The following is a 21,180-nucleotide window of genomic DNA, read 5'->3' on the forward strand; positions in this document are numbered from 1 at the left end:
TTTTTATATCCTGTCGCGACCCGCTTTACCGATCCCAGTAGGACTCTTCCAGGCTGTCCTCGCGTTCCGGCAGTCCACGGGTTAAACGCGGCGAATGCTGGTTCAGCACCTGATAGCTGACACGGTTGGCGTACTTACACACCTGCGCCAGCGACGAGTAGGTCAGATAAGGACGCGCATGTTTACTGGAGTTGGGCACGTTCAGACTGTGATAGGTGTTGGCGGTAATATCATGCAGTAACGCCGCCAGCGCCCCATCCCCCGCGCCGTTGGTGTTCATGATCTTCTCCGGGCCGCCCATATAAGGCGCGATATGCGAGAAGACACGCAGCGGCTGCTGGCAATCCTGCTGGCGCATCACCCGGCTGAACTCATACTGATTGAACTCCGCAATCGCGCCAGGCAGCAGCGGATGGTTGGTTTTGCGTTTGAACTCTTCCTCGGTGTACCCCGCCATATAGAGCCCGATTGGGCCAGCGGTACAGAGCACCAGATCCACCCACTCCAGCGCCATATCCGCGGCGAGAAGCGGATCGGACTCCCCGGTCAGTGCCAGCGCTTCTTCTTCATTCATCGCCACGATGCTGACATGGTCACGCAGGAAGTCACGCCAGAACTGAGGGTTGTCGCCAATCACATGTTTGGTGCCCAGCGTCAGCACCACCGGCACATGATGGCGTTTGGCATACTCAATCGCGCGCAGCGTTGCCTGCGGCATCGGCTCACCCTCGGCACAGCGCACCAGATAGGAGGTGAGAACCAGCGCCGAGGCCCCGGCAATTACGTCTTCCGGCACACTATCCGGATGGAGCTGGTTCATCTGACCGGGGCTGATAGCAAAGGTGCGCTCGCCATGCTCGCCAATCAGCGTGAAGCAGCGACCGATCGCGCCATCCACTCCCTGAAGGAAGTTGAGATCTACCCGGCTTGAGGTGTTGCAGAGGTAGCGATAGGCGTAGCCGCCAATCTGGATGTTGTTACACATCACGCCCAGCAGGACCGAGCGATCATCGGCCAGCACCGAAAAGTTATGAAGCGTGTTACCGATGGTGCCACCGGCAAACTGATGGGTGATGAGCCCGTCACGCATCAGCTCGCTGTACAGCGCTTCCGCGACATCATTGTCGATGACCAGTGAGTGCCCGGCACTCAGGCCGTATCGTGACAGAAAAGCGTCATCGACTTTTGCTTCGATATCCACCAGCGTCTGGTCGATACCCACCACCCAGCTGCCCGCATCAACGTCGGTCTGAGTCGGCTGTAACAGGGGATCGCGTGCGCTGACGGGAAAGTAGTGTTTAGATTTGCGTTTGCCGGGAAATTTCATCGGGAGTGCCGTCTGGAAAAACAGGCGGAGAATGATATCACACTCTCCGCCTCTGCTTTAACGACGTGCGTTGACCAGTTGCACCATCATGTCGATGTGCGCGTCATCGGCGTTCAGTGCGGGAATGTACTCAAACTTTTCGCCGCCGGCGTGCATGAAGATTTCGCAGTTTTCACCACTGATCTCCTCCAGCGTCTCCAGGCAGTCTGACGAGAAGCCCGGGCTCATCACCTGAACATGTTTAATCCCCTTCGCTGGCAGGCTTTCCATCGTTTTGTCGGTGTAGGGCATCAGCCAGGGCTCACGGCCAAAACGCGACTGGAAGGTCATCATGTACTGATCCTCACGCAGGCCGAGCGCTTTCACCAGGGCCGCTGTGGTATCCGCGCAGCGCTGCGGATAGTCATCACCTTCGTTGGCAAAGCGCTGCGGAATGCCGTGGAAGGATAACACCAGCAGATCGGGCTGGCCGTGCCGCGCAAAGGATTGCTCGACAGAGGCTTTCAGCGCGGCGATATAGGCCGGATGCTCGGCGTAGTCGCGGATAAACTGCACCTCAGGCAATGAGCGATACGCTCTGAAGACGCTGGTCAGGCCATCCCACACCGCCGCCACGGTGGAGCAGGAGAATTGCGGGTAGAGCGGCAGCACAATCAGGCGGGTCACGCCCTGCGCCATCAGCTTATCCACGGCGCTTTTGAGGCTGGGATTGCCGTAGCTCATACCGAGTTCGACCGGCATATCGACGCGGGCCGCCAGGGCGTCGCGCTGGCGCTGGCTATAGACCAGCAGCGGCGATCCCCCTTCCATCCAGACCGAAGCGTAGAGCTTCGATACGCGCGGTGAGCGAAACGGCAGAATGACGGCATTGAGAACTGGCCACCAGAGCCAGCGCGGCGCATCGACCACGCGAGGATCGCTTAAAAACTGTTTCAGATAACGTTTAACAGCAGGTGTGGTAGGGGCGTCTGGCGTACCTAAATTAACCAGTAACACGCCGGGCTTATCTTGCCTCATTGGAGTTCCTTGATAACAACGGGGATGCGTGAAAACAGGGAAATTGTAGCGGAATTAGTGGGAGGTAAAAGCAATTACTGCAAAAGGGGCCGGTAATCCCGGCCCCGGTGAGCTTAGCCCAGAATCTTAGCCAGCTCAGCACTCACTTCGGACACCTTACGGGTGCCGTCGATTTTGTGATAGGCGGTGTTGCCCGCTTCCGCTTCTTTGCTGTAGTAAGCAATCAGCGGCGCGGTCATCTCATGGTATTCCACCAGACGCTTACGCACGGTCTCTTCCTGATCGTCTTTGCGCGTGGTGAGCTCTTCACCGGTCACATCATCTTTGCCTTCCACTTTCGGTGGATTGAAGGTGACGTGATAGACGCGGCCAGATGGCGCATGCACGCGACGACCCACGATACGTTCGACGATCAGTTCGTCCGGTACAGCGAACTCCAGCACGTGATCAACGGTGATCCCGGCTTCTTTCATTGCATCCGCCTGAGGAATGGTGCGCGGGAAACCGTCCAGCAGGAAACCGTTTTTGCAATCTTCCTGGGTGATACGCTCTTTAACCAGCGCAATCACCAGCTCATCGGTCACCAGTTTGCCAGCATCCATGATGGCTTTCGCCTGGTTGCCCAACTCGCTGCCTGCTTTAACTGCTGCACGCAACATGTCGCCAGTGGAGATTTGCGGAATGCCGTACTTCTCCATGATGAATTGGGCCTGAGTCCCCTTACCTGCGCCCGGAGCTCCGAGCAGAATAATACGCATTGCGTAAATCCCCTTGCGAATCGCATTGATCTATCTTGAAGGCGAAGAACATACCATTATGACCCGCTCATCACAAGGAAGGGCGCGGATCGCTCAGGGCTACTTTACTGGCTTTATGGCGCGAAACCAGACCCGGCTGGTCTGCCTGACGCTTTTTCAGATTTCATGCCGGTGCCGAGCAAATACTGCAGCCGGCGGCTCAGATAATGGGTCATATTCACGCTTTTTTTACCGCTGCCACGCACGTTGGCATTCAGCTGCAGCCGCGCCTGCTGCGGCCACTTCACCACGTCATCGGCGTCCGACAGCCTGGCGAACAGCGGTGCCGGGAGCGTAAAGCTGGCAAAGGGAAGACCGGGCTGATGGCTGGAGTTGAGCGACAGCGGCCCTGAAAGTGAAAGCGCATCGACGGTGGCGGCATTGTAAGGCCGCCACTGCGGATCGTTGAGGCGATGCAGCGCCTCGTCGATGGCGGGCAGCGCCAGCCCCTGTTCAAACAGACGCAGTTCACTGCGTACCAGGGTGCTGAAGTTGTGCGTTCTTAGCGCCACCAGCACCAGATCGCTGCAGATCTCCGCATGCCGATCCAGTCGGGTCACAAACAGATGGGCTTCGTCGATCAGTTTGTGATGCAGCACGCTGGCGAAGCTCTCGCTCGCTTCCGTCACGCCGTGGCGCTGGCACTCCCGCAGCGGGCGCACCCGGCCATCCGGTAAGTCGACGTGCGGCACCAGCGTGATGTTACCGGCTATCAGGGGGATCGCGGGCAGAACGCTGAGTTCGGTAACCGGATAGTGTGAGGCGTAGCGGGTCTGATTGCGCGTCTGCTCCTGGCGCAGAAACAGTTGAGAGAGCAGCACCTGAGCCACATGCAGTGAGGGGGTAAAGAAGAGGTCAAACTGCTCAAGTTTATAATAACGTGACAGCGCCAGGCGCAACCGATGACGCGCCTCTTCAGACGTTTCAGAGGATAAAGGGCCGTTTGCCATGGCAGTCTCGCTTGAATAATAGTGTGGCGTGAACGCAGGTGAAGCCAGGCGGAATAGCTGTGGAAAGTCACAGATATAAGGATGAGTCAACCCGCCAGAATTTGTCCTGTAGAGTAGGCCAATGCGGCTGGACTTTAAAATGATATAAATTGACAATCCCTGTTAGATTTTTGCACAGGGGATAAGGATGAACGGACTGCCGCCACTGAGAGCGCTGCACTATTTCCACCAGGCAGCCTTGCACAGCAGCTTCAGCGTGGCGGCTGAACATCTGCACGTCACACACAGTGCTATCAGCCATCAGATTCGCCAGCTGGAGAGCTGGATGGGCAAACCGCTGTTTGTCCGCACCAATGGCCGCGTAAAGCTGACGGCACATGGCGACCGTCTGCTGCTGAGCTGTCAGCAGGCATTCAGTGAATTACGCAGCAGCTGTGAAAATATCCGCACCGGTCTGCTTCAGCAGATTCGCATCTCCTGTGCCCCCAGTTTTTTATCGCAATGGCTGATCCCCCGCATCTCCAGCTTCTATCAGCGCTATCCGGAAATTGAGGTTCACTTTCAGCCGCTGGCTCAGGTTCCTCAACTGCGCAGCGAGCATGTGGATGTGCTAATCCTCAGCCATAGTGAATCACCTGAACCCGATATTGACGCGATGCTGGTGAGCGAGGATGAGATTGGACCGCTCTGCGCCCCGCATTTCGCTTCACAGCTGCGGGTGGGCGAAGATTTATCGGCAATGCCGTTGCTGCATGCGGATACCCGTCTCCACGCCTGGTCAGAGTGGGCCTCAAAGGCAGGGGTCAGCGGCCGTTTCAGCAGCGGTAAGCACTTTGAGACGCTGACCCTGGCTATTCAGGCGGCACGCAGTGGTCTGGGCGTGCTGATGGCGCCGCGTCTGCTGGTTCGGCGGGAGCTGGAGGAGGGATCGCTGATCGCCCCACTCGGCTTTGTCCCGACCGATCGGGCAACATGGATGATGACGAAGCAGAGTCGCCGTGACGACAGCGAGATCACCCTGTTTCGGGACTGGCTGCGGGATGCCGCACAGCCATAAAAAAAGCCGGTGATGATCACCGGCTTGATGTTGTTGACTCTGCTCTGAACTGCCCTGCTCTACTCTGCTCGGCTCTGCTCTGCTGTCAGATCGAGTTAGCACAGGGAACACGGTCAGATCGGAAAGACGCAAAAGCCGTCATCCCTGACACGCTCGACCCGCGCCATCCCTGGCGCGGGACGCTTTCCTCTTCTGACCGTGTCCCCTGCGCAGCGGGTGCAGGCGTTGCGGTCAGAATCATCCTGCTTTGGCTTTATCAGCCGACTGAGACCGGTGAAAATACCGGTCTGAGGGTTTAAGCCGTCAGCAGCTGATTCATGCGACGGATAAACTGGTTTGGATCGTCAAGGGTGCCGCGCTCAGCCAGCAGTGCCTGATCCAGCAGCAGCTCAACCCACTCACCGAAGCGTGCTTCATCCTGAGTATCGGCAACACGTTTCACCAGCGGGTGATCCGGGTTGATTTCGAACAGGTACTTCACTTCCGGTACCTCTTGTCCGGCCGCGGCAAACAGCTTCGCCATCTGCGTGGTCATCTCGTTGGCGTCGGTCGTGACAATGGCGGGTGTGTCGGTCAGACGGTGAGTCAGACGTACTTCTTTCACGCGCTCACCCAGCAGATTTTTCACCCGCTCAACAAACGGCTCCAGCGCTTTTTCCGCCTCTTTCTGCTCTTCGGTCTCTTCATCGGCCAGCTTGCTCAGCGACTCGTCCGCTTTGCTCACTGACTGGAAGGTTTTCCCGTCAAACTCGGTGAGGTAGCTCATCATCCATTCGTCGATGCGATCGGAGAGCAGCAGCACCTCAATGCCTTTTTTGCGGAACAGCTCCAGATGCGGGCTGCTCTTGGCAGCGGCATAGCTGTCAGCAGTGATGTAGTAAATCTTCTCCTGACCTTCCACCATGCGGCTGACGTAATCTTCCAGCGAAACGGTCTGTGCCGCGCCGTCGCTCTGGGTGGTCGCGAAACGCAGCAGCTTCGCGATCGCTTCCTGATTCGCGTGATCTTCTGCCGGGCCCTCTTTCAGCACCAGACCGAACTCTTTCCAGAAGGTCTGATACTTCTCACTGTCATCTTTCGCCAGTTTTTCCAGCATCTGCAGGGTACGTTTGGTCAGCGCACCGCGCAGGCTCTGCGTGACGCGGCTGTCCTGCAGGATCTCACGGGAAACGTTCAGCGGCAGATCGCTGGAGTCAATCAGGCCACGTACAAAGCGCAGGTAGTTCGGCATAAACTGCTCAGCGTCATCCATGATAAAGACGCGCTGCACATAGAGTTTCAGGCCATGCTTCTGATCGCGGTTCCACATATCGAACGGCGCACGCGCCGGAATGTAGAGCAGGCTGGTATATTCCTGCTTACCTTCCACCCGGTTGTGGCTGCACGCGACCGGATCGCTGAAGTCGTGAGCGATGTGCTTGTAGAACTCGTTGTACTCTTCATCGCTGATATCAGATTTGTTGCGGGTCCACAGCGCCTGGGCTTTGTTGATCTTCTCCCAGTGCGTCGTGTCGCTCTCTTCATCTTTGCTTTCGATCTCAACCGGCAGCGCGATGTGATCGGAGTACTTGCTGATGATGTTGCGAACGCGCCAGACATCCAGGAACTCATCTTCGCCTTCGCGCAGATGCAGGGTGATCTCGGTCCCGCGGTCGGCTTTCTCAATCTCCGCCAGGGTATATTCACCCTCGCCTGCTGACTCCCAGAAAACCCCTTCATCGGCTGAGGCGCCCGCGGCACGGGTGCGCACGGTCACTTTATCCGCCACGATAAAGGCGGAGTAGAAGCCCACACCAAACTGACCGATCAGCTGGCTGTCTTTCGCCTGGTCAGAACCCAGGGATTCGAGGAAAGATTTGGTGCCTGATTTGGCGATAGTCCCGAGGTTCTCAATCACCTCATCACGACGCATACCGATACCGTTGTCGCTCAGCGTCAGAGTACGGTTGTCCTTATCAACAGAGAGACGAACGTGCAGCTCGCCATCACCTTCATACAGGCTGGAATCTGACAGGGCGCGGAAGCGCAGTTTGTCGGCCGCATCCGAGGCGTTGGAGATCAGCTCACGCAGGAAAATCTCTTTGTTTGAATAGAGAGAATGGATCATCAGGTGCAGAAGTTGTTTTACTTCCGACTGAAAGCCACGGGTCTCTTGTCCTTTCATGGTCATTGCTACCTCAACAAAACAGGTTGAACAAACGTTGAGGTTGATGTGGGGATGACGGGGGGATTTTCAAGCCGGTGTCTGTCACAACACCGGCAAGTGATTAAAATTTAAACTTCTGGCGACCCGCCAGTGAATGGGAGAGCGTGGTGCCATCGACCATCTCCAGCTCACCGCCCACCGGCACGCCGTGCGCGATTCGGCTGGCGCTGACGCCATACTGGCCACAGAGCTCCGCGATATAGTTCGCGGTCGCCTCACCTTCCACCGTCGGGTTGGTGGCGAGGATCACTTCCTGCAGGGTTTCACTCTCCAGACGCTGCTCCAGACGATCCAGACCGATGTCGGCCGGACCGATCCCGTCGAGCGGCGAGAGATGGCCCATCAGGACAAAGTAGCGACCGCCAAACTGGCCGGTCTGCTCAATGGCGTGGATATCCGCCGGGCTTTCCACCACGCAAATCTGACCGTTCTGCTGACGCCGTGGGTTGGCGCAGATCGTGCAGATTTCCTGCTCGGTGAAGGTGCGGCAATCGGCACAGTGACCAATTTCCGACATCGCCCGGGTCAGCGCCTGTGCCAGCCGCATGCCCCCGCTGCGATCGCGCTGCAGCAGCTGAAACGCCATGCGCTGAGCCGACTTCGGCCCCACGCCGGGCAGACAGCGCAGCGACTCCATCAATGATTCAAGCAGTGGGCTGGTTTGCATCAGAATGGCATCTTAAAGCCTGGCGGCAGCTGCATGCCTGAAGAGACAGAAGCCATCTTCTCTTTCTGGGTTTCGTCAATGCGACGTGCGGCATCGTTGAACGCTGCGGCAACCAGATCTTCCAGCATGTCTTTATCATCTTCCAGCAGGCTGGGATCGATTTCCACGCGACGGCAGTTATGCGCGCCGTTAATGGTGACTTTTACCAGGCCAGCACCGGACTCACCGGTCACTTCAAGCGCGGCGATCTCTTCCTGAACTTTGGCCATTTTGTCCTGCATCTGCTGGGCCTGTTTCATCAGGTTGCCCAATCCGCCTTTACCACCAAACATAGTTTTCTCTCTCAGCTAAGGCTACAACGCTATCGTGACGATAGCAGCAGCGTGTTCAAACAGGTCGGATACTCTCCTCATCCAGATCGGCATCGAAAAATCGCTGTAGCGTCTGGATGTGGGTATCACAGGTGATCGACTGACGCGCCTGCGCCAGTTTCTCTTCGTAAATGGCCTGACGCCACTCCAGTGGCGTCAACACCGATGAATTATCGTCTTCAACTACCGAGAGTTCAACTCTCTGCCCGGCGTGCTGACTCAGCGCCTCGCTTAACACCTGCTGCGCCGACGCTGAATTAAGATGCCGCTGGCTGCTGCGCAGATGCAGGCAGACGCCGCTTTCGGTCACCTCTTTCCACGCGTTTAAGGCCAGCTGCTGAACCAGCTTCGGCAGCGGCAGGAGAGCGATTTCTGCGGCCCAGGGATCGCGCTGCTGCGCCTCTTCCGCCAGACGCGCCGCCAGCTCAGGGGTTTTCTCATGCTCCAGCGCAGAACGCAAGGCCTTTGGCGTCGCCACCGGCTCCGCCACTTCCTCCGTCTGATTCACCGCCTTCCAGCGGTACGCTTCCTCTTTTACCGGCGTGGCAGGCTCGCGATCGCGGATCCGCTGCTGACTGCGCTCGGTAACGGAAGCCAGCCGCTCCAGCGCGGAGTTGGCCGGCCGCGCACCTGGCGCCGCCGGCTCACTCTTTTTTGGTTTGTTCGCTCCCTGACGCAGCAACTGAGTGCGCGCCTGCAGGAGCTGGCTGGTGGAACTCGACAGCGCGCTGTCCGGTGCGGCATCGGGCGGCGGCGAACGCGGTGGCTCCGCGTCGGGTGCCGCCATCTGTGGCTGCGCGGCAACCGGCTGCGGGGTTACGGCTGGCTGCGGCTGTGGCTGTGCCGTCTGCGGCGGTGTCGCAGCGGCCGGTGACGGCGTGGCCGGTTGTCGGGCGGCTGGTGCCGCTGATGTCGATCCCGCAGCCGATCGCTGTGCCGGGGCCACTGGTGACATCTGCTCGGTTAATGCGGGACGCGCAATGGGTTCCGCCACGGCGGCTTTCGGATGAAATGCCAGTGCACGCAGCAGCGTCATCTCCACCCCCATGCGGCGGTCGGGCGCAATCGGCAGATCCTTGCGCCCCATCAGCAGGGTCTGATAGTAGAGCTGCAGATCGGCGGGCGGTACCACCCGGGCCAGTTCCCGCAAACGAAGTGCGCTGCTCTCGTCATCATCGCTGAGTGAGGCGGGCAGCAGTTGCACCATCGCAATCTGATGCAGCAGCCGCAGCATTTCTACCAGCAGCGCCTCCCACTCGACGCCGCGAGACGCCGCCTGACTCAGCAGGTTCATCACCTGCTGACCGTCACCCTCGACCAGCGCCTCCAGCAGCCCCAGCGGCTGCTCATCATCCAGCGTGCCAAGCATGACGCTGACCGTGCTGCTGGTCACCGCCCCCTGCCCCATGGCAATGGCCTGGTCAGTGAGGCTCAGCGCATCGCGCATACTGCCATCGGCAGCCCGTGCCAGGAGTTGCAGCGCACGGGTTTCACTCTCAATCTGTTCCTGCTTCAGGACATGCTCAAGCTGCTGACGGATTTGATCGACATCCAGCGCCTTGAGGTGAAACTGCAGACAGCGCGAGAGGATGGTCACCGGTAGTTTCTGCGGATCGGTCGTGGCCAGTAAAAACTTAACGTGTGAAGGCGGCTCTTCCAGCGTCTTTAATAGCGCATTGAAGCTGTGACGCGACAGCATGTGCACTTCATCGATCAGATAGACTTTGAAGCGGCCACGCGCCGGGGCGTACTGCACGTTGTCGAGCAGATCGCGGGTGTCTTCAACTTTGGTGCGTGATGCGGCGTCAATCTCGATCAGATCGACAAAGCGGCCCTGCTCGATTTCCCGGCAGTTATCACACTGACCACAGGGGGTCGCGGTGATACCGGTTTCGCAGTTAAGGCCTTTGGCCAGCAGACGCGCAATGGTGGTTTTCCCGACGCCGCGGGTGCCGGAGAAGAGATAAGCATGATGGATGCGTCCCAGAGACAATCCATTCGCCAGCGCGGTCAGAACATGTTCCTGACCGACAACATCAGCAAAAGCCTGGGGACGCCATTTTCGCGCAAGTACCTGATAGCTCATGTGGATTCGACGAAGTTGGATGGAAAGATGAGCGCAGACGCTCTGCAACCCCTGTATAAGATTGCAGTAGTCTATCAGCTACGCTTTTGCCTGGCACTCGTTATCTTGACGCCAGGGGCGTGACGGCCTCGCGCGGGAGCAAGGCCGGAAGAGTGGCTTAGTGGCCGGGGAATTTAGCCAGGCTGTAGCTCTCAACGCCCAGGGCAGTCAGACGCGATTCACCGGTCAGGTCGAACAGATTGATGATGAACGCCGCGTCTTTCACTTCACCGCCTGCACGACGAATCAGTTTCACTGTCGCTTCGATCGTGCCGCCGGTTGCCAGCAGGTCATCGACCACCAGCACCACATCGCCAGGCTGAATGGCATCTTTGTGCAGTTCCAGCTGATCGGTGCCGTACTCCAGCTCATAGGCTTCGCTGTAGGTTTCACGAGGCAGTTTGCCCGGCTTGCGCACCGGCACAAAACCGACGCCGAGGCCCAGCGCCACCGGTGCGCCAAACAGGAAACCGCGCGCTTCCGTGCCGACCACTTTGGTGATGCCTTTATTACGGTAACGCTCAACCAGCAGCGCAATCGACGCGGCATAGGCTTTGGGATCTTCCAGCAGGCTGGTGACATCGCGGAACAGGATGCCTGGCTTAGGATAATCGGGGATGCTTTTGATGCTGTTTTTAATGAATTCAAGCTGCTGCGCAGTGTCGGTCATGATGATACGCCTGGTAAAAAATTCTGTTTCGCGCAGCTTCAAAAGCGCTAATACCTGGTAAAAGGCTCAGCGGAAGTTAATTCACAAAGGGAAGCCACGCACGAAGACGCCCAAATCTAAGCAAATGACCGGCTAATTGCAACTTTATCCGGGTGGCGGCGGTGCGTCCGCTGTTTCTGCCACCACCGGAATCCGCCACATAAACAGCAGTAGTGCGGCCAGCATGATCAGCAGCATGACGCGAACCCAGACCTGGTGCACCAGAAACAGGGAGAGGCTAAAGGTCGCCACGATCAGACAGATGGCACGCACTTTGGCACCCGGCGGCATGGCGCGATGCTGCTGCCAGTGGCGCAGATAGCGGCCAAAAGGCGATTTCCACAGCAGCCAGTGATGAAAGCGCGGCGATGAGCGGGCGAAACACCAGGCTGCCAGCAGCATGAATGGCGTGGTAGGTAATAAAGGTAATACAATGCCCAGCGTTCCCAGCACAATGGCCAGCCAGCCGAGGGTTAATAACAGAATGCGTTGCATAAATGCCGCCCAGCTCTTTCTTCATCTGCTTACGTTAGCACAGTTGAGCGTGCCGCGATGAGGGCGATCGCTATTCAGCAGCGATTGCAGCAGCTTATTCTCACCCTGCGTGAGACCCTGGCACGTCACCCGGACGGCGTCTGCCGCCTGCCACGTTTTGACAGCCAGCTGTTCCACACCAAAGGCACCCGGCTGGCGGATTATCTGCAGGAAGTGGAGCTGAATTTCGCCCGTCTGTGCGACAGCAGCCAGGATCTGGTTCGCAGCCGCTGGCTGGCGGAACGCCTGGTCGATCAGATTGCGGCTCTGCAACGTGAGGTGGGTACCCAGCAGTTGCGTCTGCGACGTGAACAGCCGGTGCAGGGACCCGCCCCGACAAAATATCAGGAGTACCGTGAATTTGAGCGGCGTCTGCTGGCGATGATCGATCAGCGTGAGCAGCGTCTGGCCCTGGCGGAAACCCTGATGATTCAGCAGCAGCTGAAGCAGGAGCTGGAAACGTTAGAGGGTCGGCTGGCTCGCTGCCGTCAGGCTATTCGCTCGGTGGAGTGGGCAGCCTCTCTGCGCGGCAGCGAATAAAGCGCGGCGCGACAAAAGCGCTTCTATACTGGGTGTGATTCTGCGCGGAGAAGAACAATGGGCTTATTCACCTGGCTGTTATGTGGGCTGCTGCTGGGGTTGCTGAAACGTCTGCTGCTGCCGGGACGCCCTGGCGGGCTGGTGGCCACCCTGACACTGTCGATGATCGGCGCCCTGATTGGCGGCTATATTGCGACATACTTTGAACTGGGTTCACTGGCCACGGTGCACATCGGCGCGCTGGGGATGGCCATTGCAGGTGCGCTGCTGATGTTGCTGGTCGTGGCCCGATTACGTATATAGGAGAAGCGATGTCACTGGAAAATGCTCCTGACGACGTCAAACTGGCCGTCGATCTGATTCAGCTGCTGGAAGAGCATCAACTGCCGGTGGAGACGGTGCTCTCAGCGCTGGCCATGGTGCAGCGCGACTTCGAGAACAAACGCGACCGTCAGCCCGATTAATGGCGGGCGGTCAGCGTCGGGCTGAGGCACAGCATATCGATGAAGGCATTTACCAGCGTCGGCGCGTCGGCGGCTAAATCAAAGCTTTCTGGCGCGAACAGCCAGCTTTCCATCATGCCGTTGACATACCCACGCAGAATAATGGCGGCCTGCCGCGTGCTGAGCGTGCCCGGAAGCTGTTCCGCTTCAATACACTGACGCAGGACATCTTCGATTTTGTCGTAGCACTCCAGCAACAGGCTCTGCTGCATACTCTTCATCGCCGACATTTCGCCAACAAATTCGCATTTGTGGAAAATGATCTCCATTAAGGCGCGGCGCTGAGGATCCTTTGCTGTCGCTTCAAAGATATAGACCAGCATTGCACGCAACACAGAGAGTGGATCACCAGGGTATTTTGTCTGATACTCAAGTTCCACATCATCCAGACCGGCATCACAACGAAGCCATATTTCATGTAAGAGATCGGCTTTATTTTTGAAGTGCCAGTAGATTGCCCCGCGCGTCACACTGGCAGCGGTTGCAATATCGGCCAGAGACGTGGCTGAGACGCCCTGCTGCGAAAACAGAACAAGGGCGGCATCAAGAATTTGATGCCGCGTTTCAAGTGCTTGCGCTTTGGTTTTTCGTGCCATAGGGGGCTTTTTTTACAAACGGGTAAGTTTACATACATTTGTGAATGTATGTACCATAGCACGACCTGCGACTTGACACAGCAATGGGTTTTTCAGTTTGTGATCCATTGACCAATTGATATCGGACACTAGAGGTTTATTTATGAATAAAATCAGAGGATTATCGCCTCTGGCGGCCGTCCTGATGCTATCAGGCAGCTTTTTGTTAACAGGATGTGACAACAATAAATCCGAACAAGCCGCCCAGCAACCGCCAGAAGTGGGTGTCGTGACCCTGAAAACTGAACCCCTGAAAATTTCGACTGAACTTCCAGGCCGTACCTCAGCCTATCGCGTGGCTGAAGTGCGTCCGCAGGTTTCCGGTATCATTCTCAAGCGTAACTTTATTGAAGGCAGTGATATCAAAGCCGGTCAGTCTCTCTATCAGATCGACCCGGCTACCTATCAGGCTGCTTATGACAGCGCGAAAGGCGATTTAACCCAGGCACAGGCCAACGCCCGTATCGCTCAGCTGACCGTTAAGCGTTACAAACCGCTGCTCGGCACGAAATATATCAGTCAGCAGGATTACGACACGGCGGTTGCCACGGCTGCGCAGAATGACGCAGCGGTCCAGGTGGCAAAAGCTAACGTGGAAACAGCCCGCATTAATCTGGCCTACACCAAAGTCACCTCCCCTATCAGCGGCCGCATCGGCAAATCGTCAGTCACCGAGGGTGCGCTGGTTCAAAGCGCCCAGACCACCGCGCTGGCGACCGTGCAACAGCTTGACCCGATGTATGTCGATGTGACCCAGTCGAGCGAAGATTTCATGCGCTTACGTTCAGAGCTGGAGTCAGGTCAGCTGAAGCAGACCGATGGCAAAGCCAGCGTGACCCTGCTGATGCAGAACGGCAACACTTTTGCGCAGAAGGGAACACTGGAGTTCTCTGACGTCACCGTCGATGAGACCACCGGCTCCATCACCCTGCGTGCCATTGTCCCGAACCCGGACCATACCCTGTTACCGGGCATGTTTGTGCGCGCGCGTCTGGAGGAAGGGACCAATCCGAATGCGTTGCTGGTTCCGCAACAGGCGGTCACCCGCACGCCAACAGGCCAGGCGACGGTCATGGTGGTCGGCGCAGACAACAAAGTTGAATCGCGTCAGGTCACAACCTCACAGGCGATTGGCGACAAATGGTTAGTCACCGACGGCGTTAAAGCGGGTGAACGTGTGATCAGCACAGGTCTGCAGCGAGCCAAGCCGGGCGCACAGGTTACCCCACAAGAAGTCTCAGACGATGCGAAAGCGGCACCCGATTCTAAGCCGCAGTCTGACAAGTCATCGTCATAACAGGAGCCGTTGATTCATGGCTAAGTTCTTTATCGATCGCCCCATCTTTGCGTGGGTGCTCGCCATCATCATCATGCTGGCCGGTGCGCTGTCGATTCTCAAACTCCCGATCGAGCAATATCCCAATGTTGCGCCGCCGGCGATTGAGATTCAGGCCTCTTACCCTGGTGCGGATGCGAAAACGCTGCAGGATACGGTGACCCAGGTCATTGAGCAGAATATGAACGGTATCGATGGACTGATGTATATGTCCTCGAGCAGTGACTCATCCGGTACCCTGACCCTGACCATCTCCTTTGAGTCAGGTACGGATGCAGACATCGCGCAGGTTCAGGTGCAGAACAAACTGCAGCTGGCGATGCCACTGCTGCCGCAGGAAGTTCAGCAACAGGGGATTCAGGTTAAAAAATCCTCCAGCAGCTTCCTGATGGTCGCCGGCTTCATCAGCGACGATGACAATATGACTCAGAATGATATTTCTGATTATATTTCCTCGACCATTAAAGATCCGCTGAGCCGTACCAAAGGTGTCGGTGATACCCAGGTGTTTGGTGCGCAGTATGCGATGCGTATCTGGATGGACCCGCATAAGCTCAATAACTACAACCTGACGCCGGTTGACGTGATCAGCGCGCTGAACACGCAGAACGCCCAGGTTGCCGCCGGTCAGTTAGGCGGGACACCGCCGGTGCCGGGACAGCAGCTTAACGCCTCTATCATTGCGCAGACCCGCCTGACCTCGACCGATGAGTTCGGCAAAATCCTGCTGAAAGTGAATGAGGATGGTTCACAGGTTCGCCTGCGTGACGTAGCAAAAATCGAGCTCGGTGCAGAAAACTACGAGATCATTGCCCGTTATAATGGCCGGCCCGCGTCCGGTATTGGTATCAAACTGGCAACCGGCGCCAACGCCCTGGATACCGCGAATGCGGTGAAAGCGGAACTGGCGAAGATGCAGTCCACCTTCCCGGCCGGGATGAAAGTGGTTTATCCGTACGACACCACCCCATTCGTTAAGATCTCTATTTTCGAAGTGGTGAAAACGCTGGCTGAAGCCATCGTGCTGGTGTTCCTGGTCATGTACCTGTTCCTGCAGAACTTCCGCGCGACGCTCATTCCGACTATCGCCGTGCCGGTGGTGTTGCTCGGCACCTTCGCCATCATCAGCATTTTTGGCTACTCGATAAACACCCTGACGCTGTTCGGGATGGTGCTGGCTATCGGCCTGCTGGTGGATGACGCCATCGTGGTGGTAGAGAACGTTGAGCGCGTGATGCAGGAAGAGGGCTTGCCGCCAAAAGAGGCGACCAGGCGTTCTATGGAGCAGATTCAGGGTGCGCTGGTCGGTATCGCGCTGGTGCTGGCCGCGGTATTTATCCCGATGGCGTTCTTTGGTGGTTCGACCGGTGTGATTTACCGCCAGTTCTCGATCACCATTGTGTCAGCCATGGCGCTGTCGGTGCTGGTTGCCCTGATTCTGACCCCGGCACTCTGCGCCACCATACTGAAGCCGGTGAAAAAAGACGGTCACGGTAAAACGACCGGCTTCTTCGGCTGGTTTAACCGGATGTTCGACAAAAGTACCAATCACTACGTCGACAGCGTTGGCCACATCATTCGCAGCACCGGCCGTTACATGGTGATCTACCTGGTCATCGTGGTCGGCATGGCGTATCTGTTCATGCGTCTGCCCTCTTCATTCCTGCCGGAAGAGGACCAGGGGTTACTGCTGGCTCAGGCGCAGCTGCCTGCGGGCGCTACGCAGGAACGCACCCAGAAAGTGCTGGATCAGGTCACCGACTACTTCCTGACGCAGGAGAAAGACACGGTTAAATCGGTGTTTACCGTTAACGGCTTCGGCTTTGCCGGTCGCGGACAGAACACCGGTATTGCTTTCGTCAGCCTCAAGCCGTGGGATGAGCGAACCGGCAGCGACATGAAGGTACCGGCGATTGCCGGGCGTGCGATGAAGGCACTGGGTGCCATCAAAGATGCGATGGTCATCCCCTTCAACCTGCCAGCCATTATCGAACTGGGTAACGCCACCGGCTTCGACTTTGAGCTGATTGACCAGGCCAACCTGGGCCACGAGAAACTGACCGAAGCGCGTAATCAGCTGTTCGGCATGATTGCCCAGCATCCTGACACTCTGGTGGGTGTGCGTCCTAACGGTCTGGAAGATACGCCGCAGTACAAGCTGATCATCGATCAGGAGAAAGCACAGGCGCTGGGCGTATCGTTAAGCGATATCAACACCACGCTGGCGGCCTCCTGGGGTGGCTCCTACGTCAATGACTTCATCGACCGTGGTCGCGTGAAGAAAGTTTACGTCATGGGTAAAGCGGACTCCCGTATGCTGCCGGATGATATCGGCAAATGGTACGTGCGCAACAGCAACGGAACGATGGTGCCTTTCTCCGCCTTCTCGACGGCGAAGTGGCAGTATGGTTCACCGCGTCTTGAGCGTTACAACGGTCTGCCTGCGATGGAAATCCTGGGTCAGGCTGCGCCAGGTAAGAGCTCCGGTGCCGCCATGGATCTGATGGAGCAGCTGGCGGAGAAACTGCCTGCGGGTATCGGCTATGACTGGACGGGCATGTCTTATCAGGAACGTCTGTCGGGTAACCAGGCGCCTGCGCTCTATGCCATCTCGCTGATTGTGGTCTTCCTGTGTCTCGCCGCCCTGTATGAGAGCTGGTCGATTCCGTTCGCGGTTATGCTGGTGGTTCCGCTGGGGGTTATCGGTGCGCTGATCTTCACCACCCTGCGTGGCCTGAGTAACGACGTCTACTTTGTGGTGGGGTTACTGACAACCATTGGCCTCTCGGCGAAGAACGCCATCCTTATCGTCGAATTTGCTAAAGATTTGATGGATAAAGAGGGCAAAGGCCTGGTGGAATCGTCGCTGGAAGCCTGTCGTATGCGTCTGCGTCCGATCCTGATGACGTCACTGGCGTTTATTCTCGGGGTACTGCCGCTGGCGATCAGTACCGGTGCCGGTTCCGGTTCGCAGAACGCTGTAGGTACCGGCGTTATCGGCGGCATGGTTACCGCGACCGCGCTGGCTATCTTCTTTGTTCCGGTGTTCTTCGTGGTGGTTCGCCGCCGCTTCAGTAAGCACAAAGAGGAACCGCGCAGCGCTGAGCCGGTTGAGCACAACCAGACTCACTAAGCAGTAACACCTCTGAGGCCGCGCAAGCGGCCTTTTTTTTACCCTTCAGTTTCGCCCTCCTCTCCCCCTCGCCTTTCTGCCATCAGCAGACGTTGCATTCCGTTCCGCGGCGGCGCATAATATTGTTATATTATAACATTACATAGGTGTGCATTATGAAAGCAAATATCCATCCTCACTATCGCCCGGTGGTCTTCCATGACACCTCAGCTGACGTTTACTACAAGATCGGCTCGACCATTAAAACCGACCGCACCGTAGAGTTTGAAGGTGAAACGCTGCCCTACGTCACGCTGGATGTGTCGTCGGCTTCACACGTTTTCTACACCGGTAAACAGAAAGATTTCGCTAAAGAGGGCAGCACCGCGCGCTTTAACCAGCGCTTCGGACGCTTCCTGGGTCGTAAATAGAGGAGAGGGTCATGCAGGTATTAAGCTCGCTGCGTTCCGCAAAAAATCGCCATCGGGATTGCAGGGTGGTCCGTCGCAAGGGGCGTATTTACGTCATCTGCAAAACGAATCCGCGCTTTAAAGCCGTACAGGGAAGAAAGAAGAAACGCTAGTGTGTGTCGTGATGACTGGCCGGGCTTGCCCGGCCTTTTTTATGCTTACTGCATGCTCTTCAGCATGGCGTTCACGTTGTGCTTAAAGGCAGCCTGATAGGTCGGTGCCGGACCAGAAGCCGGAGACAACGCTTCCGGATAGAGCTCACCGCCCGGCTCCGCTCCCGTAGCGCTGGCGATCTGTTTAACCAGACGCGGATCGGTCTGGTTCTCAATGAAATAGCGGGTGATGTGCTGCTGTTTCAGCTGAGTGATCAGATCACCGACGTTACTGGCACTCGCTTCCGCTTCGGTAGAGAACCCGACGGGCGCCAGGAACGTCACGCCATAGCGCTGGCCAAAGTAGCCAAAGGCATCATGGCTGGTCAGCACCTTCCGCTTCTCCACAGGAATCTTATCAAACGCCGTCTTTGCCCAGCTATCCAGCGCCTGTAACTGCTGAATGTAATTCTGTCCGCGCTGACGGATCGCCGCTGCATCCTCGGGGTCGGCTTTGACCAGCGCATTCATCACGTTGGTCGCATAGATCACGCCGTTCTGCATGCTGTTCCAGGCGTGCGGATCGGTGATGGTTTTGCCCTCCTCTTCCATGCTGCGTGTGGTGACACCCGCAGAGGCGACCACCGGCTGACCGTGATAACCGGAAGCGCTGACCAGCCGATCCATCCACCCTTCCAGTCCCAGCCCGCTGACAAAGACCAGATCCGCTTTTGCCAGCGCCTGGCTGTCCTGCGGCGTCGGTTCAAACGTATGGGGATCGCCATCCGGCCCTACCAGACTTTTCACCTTCACATGATCACCTCCCACCTGGCTGACGATGTCTGCCAGCACGGTAAAGCTGGCGACAACGTCTACAGTTTTTGCCATCGCCAGCGGCGTGGCGAACAGCGCAGCGAGCGCCAGACTAACCGGTAATTTTTTCATAGATACCCCTTGAGATTAATGGCGGCGTAAAATTCCGCCGCACGGTCCTGTCAGAATCGAGAGAAAGAAGAGCATGGCGGCGCTCAGCACCACGGCGGGGCCGGCCGGCAGCGAGAAGTGCCAGGAGAGCATCAGGCCCGCCAGCGCAGAGAGGGTTGCCATGAAGATGGCGATGGCCAGCATCGCCGCAAGATGACGGCTCCAGAAACGGGCGCTGGCAGCGGGTAACATCATTAAACCCACCGACATCAGCGTGCCCAGCACCTGAAAGCCCGCGACCAGGTTCAGCACCACCAGCATTAAAAACAGGCCATGCACCAGCGGCGCGCTCCATTTCCCCTGCGCCCGCAGAAAGTCACCGTCAAAGGCATCGATGACCAGGGGGCGATAGATCACCGCCAGCATGATCAGCGTAAAGGCCGCGATGCCCCCGACCAGCAACAGCGCCGCGTTGTCGACCGCCAGCAGCGAGCCAAACAGAACGTGCAGCAGATCCACGCTTGAGCCGCGCAGTGAAACCAGCGTGACGCCCAGCGCCAGTGATCCAAGGTAGAATCCGGCAAAACTGGCATCCTCTTTCAATGGCGTGTAGCGACTGACTGCGCCAGAGAGCAGCGCGACCGCCAGCCCGGCAATCAGGCCGCCGATACCCATGGCCACCAGTGAGAGGCCGGAGATCAGATAGCCAATGGCCGCACCCGGCAGCACCGCATGGGATAAGGCGTCACCAATCAGGCTCATACGACGCAGTGAGAGGAACACACCGAGTGGCGTGGCACTGACGGCGAGCGCCAGGCAGGCCACCAGCGCTCGCCGCATAAAGCCAAATTCGATAAAAGGCTGAATCAGGGTCACGAGGCTCGACTCCGTGCCAGGACATCGGACCGGAAGGTATCGCTGAGATGATGTTCATCCATCGACAGGACGTTACTGAAGTAACGCGCCACCAGCGGGCGGTCATGCAGCACCACCAGCAGAGTGGTGCCTGCCTGCTGCTGCTGCTCCAGAATCGACATCAGCAGGGTAACCGTCTGGCTGTCTATGCCGTTAAAGGGTTCATCCAGCAGCCAGAGCGCGCTGCGCTGTAGCATCAGCCGGGCAAACAGGACGCGCTGAAGCTGCCCGCCCGAGAGGGTGGCCGGTTGCGCGTCCGCATAATCGCTCATCTGAACCGCCTCCAGCGCCTGCCCGATTTCCCGCCGCAGTGACCGGTTAATGCCGCCAAACCAGCCGCAGCGTGGCCAGCAACCCATGGAAACCAGTTCGAAGACCGTCAGCGGAAAGCGGGTCTCAAGTTCGGTGCGCTGTGGCAGCCAGCCGATATCCCGGCGCGCCACCTGCAGTTCGCAGCGTCCGCTTACCGGCGGCAGTAAGCCCGCAATGGTTTTTAGCAGGGTCGATTTCCCGCTGCCGTTTGCGCCGACCAGCGCAGTCATGGAGCCTGCTGCGAGCTGACCCGTGATCGCCGGGGTTACCCCCTCTCCCTGGTAGCCTGCACGCAGTGCGTAAAATCGGATCATGCGCTGATCCCCCAATATATCGCGACAGACAGCAGCGCGATGATCAGCAGGGCGACGCCCAGCCGTCCGCCCAGCGACATAAGTAATCCACTCTGACGCATCAGTTCACCAATATGTTATAACATAACAATAAGAATACCGGATGCAGCCTGCGGTTCAAGAGCGGAATGTGTTTCAAAAGGTATCGGGAGTCCGGCGGCCCCGGGGGCGTTTAAGCCACACCCGCCGCACCGCTTTGCTGGCAAAACTCAGAAAATGACAGTTTTG

At 57.6% G+C, this 21,180-nt stretch carries 22 protein-coding genes and 1 other annotated feature; of the genes, 8 read left to right on the forward strand and 14 right to left on the reverse strand.

Annotated elements, in window-relative coordinates:
* Positions 1–25 precede the first annotated feature (25 nt).
* From FJW00_RS06250 to FJW00_RS06265, 4 genes are all read right to left on the reverse strand, one after another.
* Entirely contained in the window at positions 26–1,327 is a 1,302-nt protein-coding gene (locus FJW00_RS06250; RefSeq protein WP_058956354.1) for an inosine/guanosine kinase, read from the reverse strand.
* Between the two features lie 57 nt (positions 1,328–1,384).
* A complete protein-coding gene (gene hemH / locus FJW00_RS06255; protein WP_058956355.1) occupies positions 1,385–2,344 on the reverse strand; it encodes a ferrochelatase in 960 nt (319 codons plus the stop codon).
* Positions 2,345–2,457: 113 nt separating this feature from the next.
* Entirely contained in the window at positions 2,458–3,102 is a 645-nt protein-coding gene (gene adk, locus FJW00_RS06260; protein ID WP_009091630.1) for an adenylate kinase, read from the reverse strand.
* A 113-nt stretch (positions 3,103–3,215) separates the two neighbouring features.
* On the reverse strand, positions 3,216–4,091 hold the full coding sequence (locus FJW00_RS06265) for a DUF6024 family protein (RefSeq protein WP_140923300.1): 876 nt from the start codon (positions 4,089–4,091) through the stop codon (positions 3,216–3,218).
* 187 nt (positions 4,092–4,278) lie between these two features.
* On the opposite strand from FJW00_RS06265, the gene FJW00_RS06270 reads away from it, so the two are divergent.
* The gene (locus FJW00_RS06270; RefSeq protein WP_009091634.1) at positions 4,279–5,148 is read left to right on the forward strand and encodes a LysR substrate-binding domain-containing protein; all 870 of its coding nucleotides are present in this window, start codon (positions 4,279–4,281) and stop codon (positions 5,146–5,148) included.
* A gap of 295 nt (positions 5,149–5,443) precedes the next feature.
* Here the strand turns inward: FJW00_RS06270 and htpG are convergent, their stop codons facing one another.
* The 6 genes from htpG to FJW00_RS06300 form a co-directional block, all read right to left on the reverse strand.
* Positions 5,444–7,318: a molecular chaperone HtpG gene (htpG, locus tag FJW00_RS06275; RefSeq protein WP_140923301.1), complete on the reverse strand. Its 1,875-nt coding sequence runs from the start codon at positions 7,316–7,318 to the stop codon at positions 5,444–5,446.
* Positions 7,319–7,415: 97 nt separating this feature from the next.
* Positions 7,416–8,021 (reverse strand): recombination mediator RecR, encoded by a 606-nt coding sequence (gene recR, locus FJW00_RS06280; protein WP_046101370.1) that lies wholly within the window; start codon positions 8,019–8,021, stop codon positions 7,416–7,418.
* On the reverse strand, positions 8,021–8,353 hold the full coding sequence (locus FJW00_RS06285) for a YbaB/EbfC family nucleoid-associated protein (protein WP_009091641.1): 333 nt from the start codon (positions 8,351–8,353) through the stop codon (positions 8,021–8,023). Before FJW00_RS06285 ends, recR begins: the two co-directional genes overlap by 1 nt.
* 55 nt (positions 8,354–8,408) lie before the next feature.
* A complete protein-coding gene (gene dnaX / locus FJW00_RS06290) occupies positions 8,409–10,478 on the reverse strand; it encodes a DNA polymerase III subunit gamma/tau (RefSeq protein ID WP_140923302.1) in 2,070 nt (689 codons plus the stop codon).
* Positions 9,006–9,067 (reverse strand) — a sequence feature (DnaX frameshifting element). It overlaps the preceding gene by 62 nt.
* 157 nt (positions 10,479–10,635) lie before the next feature.
* The gene (apt, locus tag FJW00_RS06295; protein ID WP_140923303.1) at positions 10,636–11,187 is read right to left on the reverse strand and encodes an adenine phosphoribosyltransferase; all 552 of its coding nucleotides are present in this window, start codon (positions 11,185–11,187) and stop codon (positions 10,636–10,638) included.
* A gap of 144 nt (positions 11,188–11,331) precedes the next feature.
* The gene (locus tag FJW00_RS06300) at positions 11,332–11,721 is read right to left on the reverse strand and encodes a DUF454 family protein (RefSeq protein WP_009091649.1); all 390 of its coding nucleotides are present in this window, start codon (positions 11,719–11,721) and stop codon (positions 11,332–11,334) included.
* Between the two features lie 57 nt (positions 11,722–11,778).
* Between FJW00_RS06300 and priC the strand changes: the two genes are divergently transcribed.
* From priC to rsmS, 3 genes are read left to right on the forward strand one after another with little or no spacing between them, the layout of a single operon-like run.
* Complete coding sequence (priC, locus tag FJW00_RS06305) at positions 11,779–12,300, forward strand: primosomal replication protein PriC (protein WP_140923304.1); 522 nt, start codon at positions 11,779–11,781, stop codon at positions 12,298–12,300.
* Between the two features lie 57 nt (positions 12,301–12,357).
* On the forward strand, positions 12,358–12,603 hold the full coding sequence (locus tag FJW00_RS06310; RefSeq protein ID WP_046101367.1) for a GlsB/YeaQ/YmgE family stress response membrane protein: 246 nt from the start codon (positions 12,358–12,360) through the stop codon (positions 12,601–12,603).
* Positions 12,604–12,611: 8 nt separating this feature from the next.
* Positions 12,612–12,764 (forward strand): pleiotropic regulatory protein RsmS, encoded by a 153-nt coding sequence (rsmS, locus tag FJW00_RS06315; RefSeq protein ID WP_009091656.1) that lies wholly within the window; start codon positions 12,612–12,614, stop codon positions 12,762–12,764.
* Here rsmS and acrR read toward each other — a convergent pair.
* On the reverse strand, positions 12,761–13,399 hold the full coding sequence (acrR, locus tag FJW00_RS06320; protein WP_009091658.1) for a multidrug efflux transporter transcriptional repressor AcrR: 639 nt from the start codon (positions 13,397–13,399) through the stop codon (positions 12,761–12,763). The two genes, rsmS and acrR, sit on opposite strands and share 4 nt — an antisense overlap.
* A gap of 142 nt (positions 13,400–13,541) precedes the next feature.
* On the opposite strand from acrR, the gene FJW00_RS06325 reads away from it, so the two are divergent.
* From FJW00_RS06325 to ykgO, 4 genes are all read left to right on the forward strand, one after another.
* Positions 13,542–14,735: an efflux RND transporter periplasmic adaptor subunit gene (locus tag FJW00_RS06325; protein ID WP_009091659.1), complete on the forward strand. Its 1,194-nt coding sequence runs from the start codon at positions 13,542–13,544 to the stop codon at positions 14,733–14,735.
* 16 nt (positions 14,736–14,751) lie between these two features.
* A complete protein-coding gene (locus FJW00_RS06330) occupies positions 14,752–17,907 on the forward strand; it encodes a multidrug efflux RND transporter permease subunit AcrB (RefSeq protein ID WP_009091661.1) in 3,156 nt (1,051 codons plus the stop codon).
* Positions 17,908–18,062: 155 nt separating this feature from the next.
* Positions 18,063–18,317, forward strand: a complete 255-nt coding sequence (locus FJW00_RS06335; RefSeq protein WP_009091662.1) for a type B 50S ribosomal protein L31 — start codon at positions 18,063–18,065, stop codon at positions 18,315–18,317.
* Between the two features lie 11 nt (positions 18,318–18,328).
* Positions 18,329–18,469: a type B 50S ribosomal protein L36 gene (gene ykgO, locus FJW00_RS06340; RefSeq protein WP_009091664.1), complete on the forward strand. Its 141-nt coding sequence runs from the start codon at positions 18,329–18,331 to the stop codon at positions 18,467–18,469.
* Between the two features lie 45 nt (positions 18,470–18,514).
* Here the strand turns inward: ykgO and FJW00_RS06345 are convergent, their stop codons facing one another.
* From FJW00_RS06345 to FJW00_RS06355, 3 genes are read right to left on the reverse strand one after another with little or no spacing between them, the layout of a single operon-like run.
* Positions 18,515–19,393 (reverse strand): metal ABC transporter substrate-binding protein, encoded by an 879-nt coding sequence (locus tag FJW00_RS06345; RefSeq protein WP_009091665.1) that lies wholly within the window; start codon positions 19,391–19,393, stop codon positions 18,515–18,517.
* Between the two features lie 15 nt (positions 19,394–19,408).
* On the reverse strand, positions 19,409–20,248 hold the full coding sequence (locus FJW00_RS06350; RefSeq protein ID WP_009091667.1) for a metal ABC transporter permease: 840 nt from the start codon (positions 20,246–20,248) through the stop codon (positions 19,409–19,411).
* On the reverse strand, positions 20,245–20,913 hold the full coding sequence (locus tag FJW00_RS06355; protein WP_009091668.1) for a metal ABC transporter ATP-binding protein: 669 nt from the start codon (positions 20,911–20,913) through the stop codon (positions 20,245–20,247). Before FJW00_RS06355 ends, FJW00_RS06350 begins: the two co-directional genes overlap by 4 nt.
* Positions 20,914–21,180: the final 267 nt, after the last annotated feature.

The organism is Pantoea anthophila, assembly GCF_006494375.1.
GTDB lineage: Bacteria > Pseudomonadota > Gammaproteobacteria > Enterobacterales > Enterobacteriaceae > Pantoea > Pantoea anthophila.